The sequence below is a fragment of the Barnesiella sp. An55 genome (assembly GCF_002161555.1).
In the GTDB taxonomy this organism is placed as follows: domain Bacteria; phylum Bacteroidota; class Bacteroidia; order Bacteroidales; family Barnesiellaceae; genus Barnesiella; species Barnesiella merdipullorum.
On sequence record NZ_NFHZ01000020.1, the window covers coordinates 1 to 11639 of the forward strand.

The 11639-nt window shown below is 47.0% G+C and carries 11 protein-coding genes; all 11 read right to left on the minus strand.

Annotated elements, in window-relative coordinates; all coding sequences use genetic code 11:
• Window positions 1-82: 82 nt before the first annotated feature.
• Complete coding sequence (locus B5G10_RS11285; RefSeq protein ID WP_087424836.1) at window positions 83-670, minus strand: hypothetical protein; 588 nt, start codon at window positions 668-670, stop codon at window positions 83-85.
• A 10-nt stretch (window positions 671-680) separates the two neighbouring features.
• Window positions 681-1253, minus strand: coding sequence for a glycosyl hydrolase 108 family protein (locus B5G10_RS11290; RefSeq protein WP_087424837.1), 573 nt, complete (start codon window positions 1251-1253; stop codon window positions 681-683).
• A gap of 256 nt (window positions 1254-1509) precedes the next feature.
• The gene (locus tag B5G10_RS11300; RefSeq protein ID WP_087424839.1) at window positions 1510-2043 is read right to left on the minus strand and encodes a hypothetical protein; all 534 of its coding nucleotides are present in this window, start codon (window positions 2041-2043) and stop codon (window positions 1510-1512) included.
• 4 nt (window positions 2044-2047) lie between these two features.
• Window positions 2048-2431, minus strand: a complete 384-nt coding sequence (locus B5G10_RS11305; protein WP_087424840.1) for a hypothetical protein — start codon at window positions 2429-2431, stop codon at window positions 2048-2050.
• Window positions 2409-3443 carry a reverse transcriptase/maturase family protein gene (locus tag B5G10_RS11310; RefSeq protein WP_087424841.1) on the minus strand — a complete coding sequence of 345 codons (1035 nt, stop codon included), beginning with the start codon at window positions 3441-3443 and terminating at the stop codon, window positions 2409-2411. Before B5G10_RS11310 ends, B5G10_RS11305 begins: the two co-directional genes overlap by 23 nt.
• A 258-nt stretch (window positions 3444-3701) precedes the next feature.
• Window positions 3702-4061, minus strand: coding sequence for a hypothetical protein (locus B5G10_RS11315; RefSeq protein ID WP_087424842.1), 360 nt, complete (start codon window positions 4059-4061; stop codon window positions 3702-3704).
• Between the two features lie 95 nt (window positions 4062-4156).
• Window positions 4157-5488 (minus strand): hypothetical protein, encoded by a 1332-nt coding sequence (locus B5G10_RS11320; protein ID WP_087424896.1) that lies wholly within the window; start codon window positions 5486-5488, stop codon window positions 4157-4159.
• Between the two features lie 10 nt (window positions 5489-5498).
• Window positions 5499-5759: a hypothetical protein gene (locus tag B5G10_RS11325; RefSeq protein WP_087424843.1), complete on the minus strand. Its 261-nt coding sequence runs from the start codon at window positions 5757-5759 to the stop codon at window positions 5499-5501.
• Between the two features lie 151 nt (window positions 5760-5910).
• Window positions 5911-9921, minus strand: a complete 4011-nt coding sequence (locus tag B5G10_RS11330) for a phage tail protein (RefSeq protein WP_087424844.1) — start codon at window positions 9919-9921, stop codon at window positions 5911-5913.
• The gene (locus tag B5G10_RS11335) at window positions 9906-11126 is read right to left on the minus strand and encodes a LamG-like jellyroll fold domain-containing protein (protein WP_087424845.1); all 1221 of its coding nucleotides are present in this window, start codon (window positions 11124-11126) and stop codon (window positions 9906-9908) included. The genes B5G10_RS11330 and B5G10_RS11335 overlap by 16 nt, the downstream gene beginning before the upstream one ends.
• Window positions 11127-11128: 2 nt before the next feature.
• Window positions 11129-11632, minus strand: coding sequence for a hypothetical protein (locus tag B5G10_RS11340; protein ID WP_087424846.1), 504 nt, complete (start codon window positions 11630-11632; stop codon window positions 11129-11131).
• Window positions 11633-11639 lie beyond the last annotated feature (7 nt).

Sequence of the window (11639 nt, forward strand, 5' to 3'; positions counted from 1 at the left end):
TCTCCGCTTCCAATGCTGAATATCAGCAAGTTAAGAATTAAACGCCCATAAAAACGCCCATTTTTGGCTTTTGTGGGCGTTTTTATGTTTTCAAGCGTTTGATAGCGTATGTAATCCCGGCGGCGCAAGCTGCGACTATCCCGGCTAAGAAAATCCAATCAATGAAGCCCGTTTTAGGCGTTTTCTTTTCTTCCGCTTCTTGGCTTTCTGTCCGGCTTGCCGTTATGTCCGTTCCTGCATTTGTATCCGTAGCTTTTTGGCTCGCTTCGTTCCGTGTCGTCGTAGTCGCTTCCGTCCTGTCGCCGTTGATGCTTATCCGTCCGGTGGTAACTGACTTTATGCCGCTTTTCTTTCCGGCTGTCGGATTGTGCCGATCTTCCCGGTTCTGCTCCGGCGTGTCGGAAGTCTGCCCGGCAGGTTCTGCCGTTGTTCCCGTACTTCCGTCGTTGTACTCCGTCCTCGTGAACTCGATAACCACGTTTGTACGGTCGTTTGTTTCGGTAGCGGTTATCACTTCCGCCAAACGATTTTCTGTTTCCCTGCTTTCTGTTTCCTGCGTGGCGGATACGTTCGTTTCTGACGTTCCTTTTACGGTCTTCCGTGTCGAACTGCACCCGGATATCAATATCGGCAGGAAAATCCACAATATAATATATCCTATCCATTTCATACGTCTTTGGTTATCTTTCCGTGAATGAATGTTTTGTAGGCGGTACGGTGTTGTACGTCAGACTTCCGTAGTCAATATATGAAAGCCTACGCAACCAACCGGCGCGGAAAACCTTTTGCGACGGGTTGCGCCTTACCAAATTTTCGATGAACTCTTCGCGCATCTGTTTGATACGGTCGAAAAGTGCGTGCGGCTCTTGCGCGTTGATGGCGGCTAAGGTCTTTTCCCCTACAATGCCGTCCACCGTCACACCCAACAGCTTTTGCACCCCCGTAATGCCGTGCTTTCCGCTTCCCCATACCCAATCAACAACTATATTTGCTATTGATTGGCTTTCTATCCGATCGGCTTTCCACCTATCCCAATAGTGCGGTTTCATTACCCGGTTTACCGCGTCTTCTTCGGTAATGAGCCGTAAGTCGCTTACGTCTATATCCCCGTCGCCGTCTTTGTCATAACCTACCTGTTTCCATGTGGCGATGGTTACTCCTTTGTTCGTTGCGCCCCCTTTATCTGCCGGGTGGTTTGAAAACCCACCTTCCCAACTCAAAATGAACGGTGCTAAAATGTCAATCTTTGCCATAACTTAATCCTTTTTGTTGTTAATACCTCCGTCTTTATTCAAAGTCTTTTTCCGCTCTGAAAGGGCTTTGTTTACTCCGCCCCCTGCCATGAATGCACCTGTACAAAGCAGAAATATCCCCAACCCTTCGAGGTCGGTTTCCAAATGCCCGTTACTGCACACATCCCACACAAGGCAGAAGCAAACACAAAGCCCAATCAATGCGCCAACCAATACAGAAAGCACAAGGGCGAAACTCTTGCTGCTGTCAAAGCTGTTAGCCCTTATCAGACTTTTCAAGTATTCCGTTATCCTCATTGTTTTCTTTCCTTTCGCTGTCGGTTTCTCCTTCCGGTTCGTCTTTATAGAAAGCGTCGTAATCTCCTGCCGCGAGTTTCTTCAAGCGGCAATAAGTACGCTTAGGCAAACGCCCTTTGAAACATTCATCATCGGGGCGTACACAAACATTGTGTTCGGCTTCTTTCAGCGCGAGCCGCAATTCGTTGTTTTCACGAATAAGGGCGTTATTTTCCCGTTCCTGTTCATGCTTCTCGGCATACAACCTGTCAAGACGTTCGTTAAGTTCCTTAATCTTTTGGTCTTGCTGTTCTATCCGTTTCTGCAAACTTTCTACGAGGTTTTTCATTACGCCCAGCTCGCGCTCTTCCTTTTCAACTTCTTTTAGCCCTGCTTCCGCCTGTGCTTTGCGCCTTTCCGGGCGCATGAAGAAAAGGAATTTAATCAGACTTACGCCGCCGAGTGATGCTACAATTCCGACTATTACGTTTACCGTTTCCGTTAATGTACCCATAGGCTTATGCGCTTTCGTCCAATCCAACCGTAGCAAGGTCATCCCTCACCATCTGTTTTATATCCGCAACGTGTGCGAGGTAAGCCTTGTAGTCGTTTACCGCCTTTGTCTTACGGTCTTCGTCCGTTTCTACTCCCAACTGTGCGGCATAGTAGTCGTTAATCAAAGAAAATTCTTCGGTTTCGTCTATCTCGCTGCGTATGATGGCACGTGTAAGGTTGTCGTAAGTCGGCTTTTCCCACACTTGCACAGTATCGTAGTCATAAACGGTCTTTTCGCCTACTTCTTCGTCTTCTATCTTCCTTTCCGTTACGTTGTAGTTGTAATGGAACGAGCCGTTACCCAAATCTTGGATAATAGCCGGTCTAACGTCTGAATTTGATTTCATAAGGTGCAATCTTATTTAACTTGTTAATAAAATACTCGCTATCGCTGTGTTTTGCCCAACCCCACCACGCGGCTACGGCTTGCATAAACTGCGCTTCGCCTATCGGTTTCTTCCTTTTCTTCAACTTGGCTACCTTCCGGCAAAAATTCTTCTTGATACTTTTCCGTAACCGCGTTTCGTTGTGGTAGAATACATACCCCAAAAAGTCAATGCCGCGTCCTGTTCTGTCCTTGTGGTCTTTCGCTACTGGGAATATCTGTTTGTTTCCCTTTACTTCCAAATTCAGCCGTGTAGAAAGGTAGCTTTCAAAATCCGCAAGCAGACCGCGCAAAAACCTTTTTTCGCTGTGAAATACTACAATATCATCGGCATAACGAAAATAGTACCTTATGCGCTTTACCTCCTTAACCCAATGGTCAAAGTAGGCGAGCATGAGGTTAGCTAAGAATTGGCTTAGGTAGTTGCCTATCGGAAGACCGTCCGCGCTGTCTATGATTTCGTCAAGAAGTTTAAGTAGCCGTGTGTCCTTTATCTTCCTGCGTACAATCCTTTTCAGTATGGCATGGTCTATGGAAGGGTAAAACTTGCGTATGTCAATTTTCAGACAATACGCGCAGCCGGGCTTATCCCGGTTTATCACGTTCCGCAGTTTGTTCGCTGCCGCCTGTATGCCGCGCCCCTTGATGCAACTGTAAGTGTCCGCCGTGAATACTGACACCCATACAGGCTCTAAGACGTTCATTACTGCGTGGTGTACAATGCGGTCGGGAAAGTACGGCAATCTGAAAATTTCACGCTCTTTCGGTTCATATATAAAGAATGTGCTATATTCCGAAGTCTTGTAAGTTCCTGCTTTCAACGCTTCGTGCAAAGCCAAAAGGTCTTCTTCAGCGTGCCGGTCATGCACCTTTACGCCGTATGTGTTAAGTTTTCCCTTACGCGCCCTTTGGTCTGCGAGCCGTAAGTTCTCTAAACTGATTATCCTATCGTATAAGTTTCCTAACCTTTGCATAGCTTGCTTTGCTGATTAGTCGGGGTTCTTCGGTTTCCCTACCAAATCCCGTTAATGTTTACTGTTTTCCGCCTTTTTCTCGGCGAGGTCTTTGTCCTTATAAACTTTACAAAAAGTATCAGTATAGCTGGGAGCCGATGTTCGCATTCGTATTCGAAGCCGTGTTATTCGTATTCGCATACGCAAGCCCGGCATTCGCGCTGTTATTCGCGTTACCGCCGAAGAGCACACCCGAAGAACAAACAACCTTTTATTTTTTCACTCAAAGTAATAGCGTGTGCCGCTCGCCCTCATCGTTACCCGGCGTGGAAATGCGTTGCGTTTCTTGATTTCCCTCAAAACGTACTTTATTTCGCTCGAATTGGTAAAGAACTTTTCGGCTTCGCTGTCTTTGTCATCACGGTTTCTCTTTATCTTCACTAAAAAGCGTTCCGCTCCGAACTTCGTTTTAACTCCGTCGATGAAGTCGCAAACCCAAAACGTGAGGTTGATCAACTTCTGCTGTGTCGTTTCCCGGCAGTTGAAATGCTTGTTTGCTTCGTCCTGCGGTATTGCCAAAAACGACAAACTTCCGTCATCTTCTTTCGTTGTCTGCTGTGTCTTGTTATTTTCGTTCATAACCTAATTTATTATCATTGTACTTTTGCAACCCCAACCGCCAATAATGGCGCGGCGGTTGGGGCGTGTTTATGTTTCCGTTTCGTGACGTAATGCTACGCCGGGATAAAGCAAAGCCGGGAGCCGAAGTACGCAAGCGTAAACGAAGCCGTGTAAATCGCAAACGCAGACGCAAGCCCGGCAGCCGCGCCGGAACTCGCGTAACCGCCGAAGAGCACACCCCTCATAGCCGCGCCGGAAGCAGGTATATTGGTATAGAAGTAATCGGCAAAGTAGGTCGTTGAACTTCCTCCTACCTCTGTCGGCATATTCTCGCCGTGTTCTCCAACCATCAATCGTTTAACATAGCCCTCTTTTCTCGGCAACTCTCCGCGCAAATCATAGTCGTTATAGCTGCTGTCTTGGAACTTAGCAGGGTCATCACAAACATAAAACTTCGATTTTGCTCCGTCCGCTTCGCTCTGTATCTCGCACTTGCATCCGTCAGTCCAACTCCACAAATGCCCGAAAGGGTTTTCTATTCCCCTGTAAGAAGGTACGCTTACTTTGGTAACTACTCCCGTGTCGTATTCGTCCGGCATCGTGAACTCAACAACGCCGGTTCGGTTTCCTAAACTATTTGTAGTACCGCAAGGTATGAACGGGTAATAGCTGTTGTATGCGTTCCACTTCGTACCGTTCAAGGTGGTAACTCCGTTGCCTAATCCTCCCTGCTTGTACCCTTCGCTTGTAGGTTCTGCGTTGTATGCGGCTTGGCAATTTAAGTTTGCGTACTCAATGACGTAAAGCCAATATGTCGCAAGCTGTGCAGCGTACAGGTCGCAATTCCAACCGCAACCGTTAAGCCCGGCTTCCCCTCTGTTTCGTGCGTACTTTCGGAAGTTGGTAAGGCTCGTAGCGGTTGCCGGGAGTCCTAACAGGCTTCTATATGTTCCATCCCATGCGGTATTGTTGTTCCCACCTCTGAAATTAGCCGTCTTGTTTACTACGCTTGCAAGTTTCGGGGTTGTGCTTACTGTGCGGTCTATGGTCGCTTCGTATGCACTTCTGTACATCTTCGGCACTTCATGGAAGCCCGGAAGGTTGTACAATGAAATAAGTACGGTTATAGTTGTGCCGTCAAATTCGAATTTACGGTAGTGCTTTGGTATCTCTACCATTACTTGCCCGGTTGTTCCGGTAAGGTCTGCCGTCGCTCCCGTGTCTGTTTTCGTGCTGTCGGTAGGGTGCAAGTATGTTACAACCTCGCCGTTGTCGTTAATCAAGCAACGGCGCATCAATGACTGTACCGGCAGCGTAACGTGCAATTCCGGTCGCCCAACCCTTGTTAATGCCGGGTCTGCTACATTCACGTTGATTTGCACTCCGTAATAATAATCGTAAGGGAAAGTCGGTTTTGTATTCCCAATTCCTATAAATATACCCATGACTATAATTTTAATAGCCCCAAACAAGGGCGGTTGCTGAACTCGTTTTCTTTATCTCTCGTATGATTTCGGGATTCCACCCGGTTTCAAACCGTGTGCTGATGAACTCGCCTTCGGGCATTCCCCAAAGGTTCACTTCAAGCACTACCGCCGTTTCGCCGTCGTTCTTCAAGCAAAAAGGCGTGTCCATCTTGAAGTTGCCGCCGGAAAAATCAACCGTTCCGGCTACTGATATTTGTGCGCTTACTAAGTCGCCGTTTCTGTTTTGCATAACTTTATCTTTTTACTCTGTCCTACAAAAGTATCAATTAGTTGTATCAAGTTGATACGCTCGCTAAGTGTTGGCGAAGTGTTTGTACTCCGAAGCCGTGAAAATCGGGGTACAAACCGCTTATTACCGCTTATTTGCCGTGATTTCTATGTTATTCTCTTATGTTGAGCAAGTATGCATAATAACCGCTGCTTCCGTCCCAAACTAAAAGGAACTCGCGAATATCGCCCTTAGCCATGTTCCATTTGCCCATATCCGTGTCCGCGTTGTTTCCCATCCTGTAAGGGTAATAGTTGCTGTCCATCGCGTTCCCCCCCGAACTGTTCTTTACGAATTGGTTTCTACCACAAACGTAACCGACTTTCGTACTTGTCCGGTCGCAAATAATGACTATACGCACCGCAAATGCCGTAGAATTGCTTATGCCCAATACGGTACAAATGGAGTCGCGTCTTGGCAATCCTATGCCCGAATTACTGTAAATAAACCTCGGCATCAACTTGAACAAAGTAGGCTTTGTGGCATCGCCCGGTACAAGGCAATTATTAGCAGAAGGTGTTAGCTTGGCTATCCCGTAATCTACGATGTAACTGTTGCTCACGATTGCGCCGTTGCTCACGATTCCTATGTTGGTGTTTGCGCCGGAAACATTGATAAGTATTCCGTAGTTAGTCCCGTAAGGATTAGGCGTATTGTTTGTAAATCGTCCAACTCCAACAATTCCTGTAGAAGCCGGAAGTACGTTTGTACCTATCGAAGCCCAACGGTACGAGTCCGAGAACTTTATGAATGTGCCATACAATGAAAATCCGCTGCCGCTTGTTGCTCCCGAAGATGACGAAACGCCGATTCTTCCGCTTGCAATCTCAAATCCGCCTATTGTTCCGGCGTTGGCATAAATAGTTCCGGTTATCGTTCCTTTGGTCGCTACAAAACTTCCGTCCTGCAATACCCGGTAAGGAGCGGTAGCCCTGTTGCTTTTGCTTGCACCAGCCCAAAACCTTACGCTTGTGTCCGCCGTGCCTTCTCCGGTTATACCGGCTTTGATGCTTTGGTCGTTTCCTGCAAGCTGCACCGTTCCGGCTGTTACTATTCCGCCGTCTATGGTTGTCTTTGTGTTGTCGTAGTAAACGGCTTCTACCCAATCGTTAGCAACATAGCTTCCCGAAGCCCGTGCGGTTATGCACCGTTTCAAAAGCCCATCTGTCTTTCCTCCCGTAAGCCAAAGGTCGCCGATGTCGTATGGTGGTTTCGGTGTAGAAACAAACACACGTCGTTTGCCGTCTGCCGTGTCCTGCGCCTTGCTTGCCGCTTCGTAAGCGTCGATAGCCTTTTGGTCTTCTATCGTAACCCATGCGTAGGAAGAACTATACCGTTTTAATAATTTTGTCGTTGAACTGTACCACATATCGCCTACATGGGCTTTCTTCAATTCCGTAGTAGTCCACGCGCCAGCCGGGTCGGAAGTCTGAAACCAACTTTCTATTTTCCCGTCTATTTGGTTCGTCAAATTGTTTACGGTCGGAGTGAAGTTGTTGTTTATAAAGTTGGTCAGCCCACTGTCATCAGTGTACTTACAAGCCTTTACCCAATCGGAAGCGTTGTAAGAGCCGGAAGTCCGTGCCGTCTTGCAACGCATGATGTCGCCGGTCGTTCCTTGTACCCACAAATCGCCTACGTCGTAAGGAGTTGTAGGGGTTGAAACGAATATGCGCCGTTTCGTCCCTGCAAGTTTCAAAGCGTCGTTTGCAAGTGCCAACGCCTGTGCTACCTCGCTGTCTTGTAATTCCTGCCAACTATAAGTATTACCGTTCTTTACCCAACGGAATACTTTACCCGTAGCCGTGTTATAGAAAAGGTCGCCTAAATGCTCATCTTTAAGCTGCGTAGTTGTCCAGTCCTTAGCCGGTACGTTGCTTGTAGTCGGGTCGTACTCGTAGAAAAACTGCTCTATCTGACCGTCCAACTGCGATTGAATTTCATTCAATATGCCCGGTAAAGTGTTGTTTATATAGTCCTTTACCTCGTTTGTTTTATCATCCACGTCTGAAACGCTTCCCGTACTGCCGTCGTTCTTTACGAATTTGATAACGCCGCCTATCTCGTTGTTGTCCAAATCAAAATAGCAACTTCCGGCATTGCTTTCGATGCGTCCTGTACGGATAAAACGCCCGTTTATCGTGCTGCTTCCGTAGGTAAGGCTTACAAGCCTGCCCGGATTCTTTCCTCCTTCATCTGTAACAACTGAATTAAGTACACCTATAAGGAAATTGTAATACCCGGCTTCGCTATCAACTGTTTTTGCCGTTTCTGAAAGTATTATATTTCCTGCCGTGCCGTTTGTCGGGCATTTAGCGTAAATGTAGTATGCCGTACCGGAAGTAAGCCCGGAATATGTTGCGCCCTCCAATATCCAATACTTCAAGCCGTCGGGGTCTATCGCGTAATGTACGAGCAGACCGTTTGACACGTACAGGGTGTTTGCGTTCCCTCCGTAGTTTGGTTGGAATGTGATATTTTGCAGCGTGAACTGCGTACTTTTCGCGCCTACGCTCAACATCTGCGTTTCTATGGAAAGCGGCTTTATCTTTTCGCTGTAATAGTCGCCCTCCGGGTCGAATACCATGTTTAGAAGCTCCTGCGTAGCTTTCCATCTGCGCCGTGCCTTTGCCGGGTCTGCAAGTTTGTTGATATGGATAACCTCGTTTATCTCCTGCAATTCGTTCCAAACGCGCACGGTTGTAGTCTTGGTTATGGTGTCGCTTAGTGTGATGTCGTAACTGTGCGGTTTCAACAGGTCGCGTTCAATCTGCGTAATCCTTACGGCTTTGTTTACGCCTATCTGTTCGTCCTCTATGGGTATGAAGTCGCCAACGTGCAAAATCTCGGTTTCCACTTCATCGCCGAACAATGAAGTAAAGAAGCCTTCGGTAAGTTCAAGTTTATAGCTTACTTGCGGCTGGCTTACCGTAGGGAGGTATTTGCTACCTTCTTCCTCCAAATCTTCTTCGGCTTCTTCTATGTACTCATCGGGCAGCTGTATGTCTGAAATGCTGTATTTGTCGCCTACCGCTATTTGGAAAGCCGCAGAAGTTTCCGACGGGAATACCGAGCCGTTTTCGTCTTGGAACTTGTTTATTACGAAAGTCTTTGTAGCGTGGTCGTAGCTGTGCAGGTCAAATTCATAACCTGCCAACCCTCCGCTTTCAAACTTTATTTTTGCGCTCGTTCCGTCTATGAGGTATTTCGTGGATTTCCCGTCCGAAGCCTTTGCGTTCAAATCAAACATCGTGTTGTCCGCAAATGTAATCACGTCCGCCCCCAATGCTGTAACCGTACCTACGCGCTGCGGCTTGATGTCGTAGGTCTTTTCTCCCTCCTTTACGCCGTACAAGGCTATCGCCGCTTCATCCTCAATGTATGAAGTAAGCCGCGTAGCACCCGGAAGGCACAGCCTTGTATGCCCGTAGTTTCGCCCTAAGTTTTCAGTTCCACCGTAAACGTATAGACGGGTCACTATCCCGGCATTGTTCACGTTCTTTCGCTCTAACCGGTACAGACCTTTACCACGTCCGTACCTTAGCGTGAAAGTGTGTGTTATCCCTACTTTCTCTTTGAAATTGAGCGTGTAAGTCGTTCCGTTTGTTGTTATCTCAAATTCTACGCCGTAATCGCTGCAAAGTTCCTGCGCCACTTGCAGACAGTTTTTTCCGGAATTGGTAATGTTCTTGTATTCCGTGTTTTCCGGGTATGTGCCTAATACCCACTTTCCGGGAAAGATGCGGTTTATGTTCCACATCAATACCTGCAAATGCCCGGCAAGGTCAGAATAATAGGTTTCCCCGTATGCGTCTTCGGGGAGGTGGTAATGCACATCTATCAAATCATACTGCAATCCCTCAAACCTCAATTCGTAGGTATAACGCCGTTCTCCTTCTTTCGCCGGTTCGGGCAGTTGGTTCAGCTTATACGGCTTGCCGTACAATACAAGAACGCAACCTATATCCAAATCCAACGGAAGTGCGGAAGAAACGGTAATGCTTACCACATCATCGGAAAGCAAGGCGGTTTTTTGGTTCGCCTTGCTCACGCTGCTAACATTCTTCCGGCTGAAAAGCGGTATTTCCGTTCCGTCGGGTTTCTTGATTATAATCTGTTCCATACTACAATCCCGTTAGTGTCGAAATCCGTAATTTCCTCAATCACTCCGGCAACAATGGTGTAATATATCCCGTTATCGGCATAAGTATGTTTCAAGGCGTTTTTTCCGGTATAGTCGCCGTAAATGTCTTCGCTTACCGTTCCGTCACCCCAATAGACATTAACCATTTTGTCGCTCTTTAACTCTATCGTAAGTTCCGCGTTGGAAGCGTTTATCCTTTGGTGTCTTATCACTCGCTTAACCGGGTCGGGTTCTTTCAGTTTCAAGGAGAAAGTACCTATCATCTTATCGTCGTGCCAACGTTTGGAGGGGGCTACCCCGTCTTCGCAATATACCTCGTAAACCAACGGCTTTGTAGGGTGTATCGAAATCATAAGCCTTTGCGTCCCGTCCTGCCGGAAATGCTCATAAAGCCTGTTTACCTTTTCCGTGAAGTCCATCTTTCCGGTTGCTCTCAGCCAACAGTTAAGCGTTATTTCCCTTTCTTGGTATCGCTTATCTGTCAAATCAATAACTTTTCCGTGATAGTCCGCCCAATCTACGGAAGTAGGCGTTTTCAACTTAGGCAAGTCAAGAACTCCGGTTGAACTTTCTACGTGCAGGTCAAACTCTTTGAAGTTTACACCGTTTAAGTAGTATTCAAGCTGCGAAATGCTGTTCAGTTCTTCCGCTATTTCGTTTTCGCTCAATGCTACGTTATATACCTTCAATTCGTCCAAATCGCCATATCCGTTCCCCGTGCTGTAAACGTCTTGAACGATTGCTATACCCGTCAGCGTTGAAGGAAGTATAAGCGTTTGTATCAACTGTGTATCTAAATAGATACTTACTTGGTTTCCTGCCTTTCTAATCGCAAAGTACCCCCAACTTCCCGGCTCTATGTCTATCCATGCTTCCCGATAGCCTCCTTCGCTTTGGTCTGTGTTGCAGAATATACCTATACGCTTGTTAGTATATCCGTCATCAAAAAGTATGCTTTTCAACCATGCAAGTATGGTAAAGTTACCCGAAAGCGTTACTATGTTGCTTTCAATTTCCGCACGTCCTGCACCGTCAAAGTGTATGCAGTTCCCTTGTTTGCCGGAAACAAAGCTGCAATCCGTAACCGTTGCGTCATGCCGGTTTTGCGCAAAGTCATAAGCTACCGTAGAGCCGTTGGCTTCATCGAACGGTATGTTAAGTATCAAGTTTTGTTCTAATGCCATAACTATTTACGTTTATCGATTATTTTGATTTTAGCGTTGCCGGTCGCGTTTCCTGTGTAATTTCCGCCGTGAAGGAATACACTTACACGCGCCGCGTCGCTTGCTGTTACCTCTACTGTTGCCCGGTCTGCTATATCAACCGTGATATAAGCGTAACCGCTTGCTTTGATACTGACTTTCGCGTTATCCCTTGCCCATACCTGTGCCACATGAAAGCCCGTAAATTTCGCTGTACCTTCCGAAGTCCCGAAAGCAACGACGTTGCGCAAGTCCTTTACTTCGATAGGCTCGTTCTTGAATACGCCGTAGTGCTGGCGTATTCCTTTGAACTCCGCCCATAAATCATCCGTGAATGCGTTTCTTAGGCAAAAGTCCAATCCTTTTATAAAAAGCGTCAAAAGCCGTTCTTTTGAAGGCGCGTTTAGAATGTAATTGTACCATTCTTCGCAAATCCCGTTCGCCTTGGCTTCTTCCGCAAGTTTCTTTTTTAGCTGTTGAAATTCCATAACTTAT

What these genes read in the sequence shown, in the direction of transcription:
- B5G10_RS11285 (WP_087424836.1), bottom strand. Translation starts at nt 670, where the DNA reads ATGAAATGGATAGGATATATTATATTGTGGATTTTCCTGCCGATATTG.
- B5G10_RS11315 (WP_087424842.1), bottom strand. Translation starts at nt 4,061, where the DNA reads ATGAACGAAAATAACAAGACACAGCAGACAACGAAAGAAGATGACGGA.
- B5G10_RS11300 (WP_087424839.1), bottom strand. Translation starts at nt 2,043, where the DNA reads ATGGGTACATTAACGGAAACGGTAAACGTAATAGTCGGAATTGTAGCA.
- B5G10_RS11340 (WP_087424846.1), bottom strand. Translation starts at nt 11,632, where the DNA reads ATGGAATTTCAACAGCTAAAAAAGAAACTTGCGGAAGAAGCCAAGGCG.
- B5G10_RS11330 (WP_087424844.1), bottom strand. Translation starts at nt 9,921, where the DNA reads ATGGAACAGATTATAATCAAGAAACCCGACGGAACGGAAATACCGCTT.
- B5G10_RS11335 (WP_087424845.1), bottom strand. Translation starts at nt 11,126, where the DNA reads ATGGCATTAGAACAAAACTTGATACTTAACATACCGTTCGATGAAGCC.
- B5G10_RS11290 (WP_087424837.1), bottom strand. Translation starts at nt 1,253, where the DNA reads ATGGCAAAGATTGACATTTTAGCACCGTTCATTTTGAGTTGGGAAGGT.
- B5G10_RS11320 (WP_087424896.1), bottom strand. Translation starts at nt 5,488, where the DNA reads ATGGGTATATTTATAGGAATTGGGAATACAAAACCGACTTTCCCTTAC.
- B5G10_RS11305 (WP_087424840.1), bottom strand. Translation starts at nt 2,431, where the DNA reads ATGAAATCAAATTCAGACGTTAGACCGGCTATTATCCAAGATTTGGGT.
- B5G10_RS11310 (WP_087424841.1), bottom strand. Translation starts at nt 3,443, where the DNA reads ATGCAAAGGTTAGGAAACTTATACGATAGGATAATCAGTTTAGAGAAC.
- B5G10_RS11325 (WP_087424843.1), bottom strand. Translation starts at nt 5,759, where the DNA reads ATGCAAAACAGAAACGGCGACTTAGTAAGCGCACAAATATCAGTAGCC.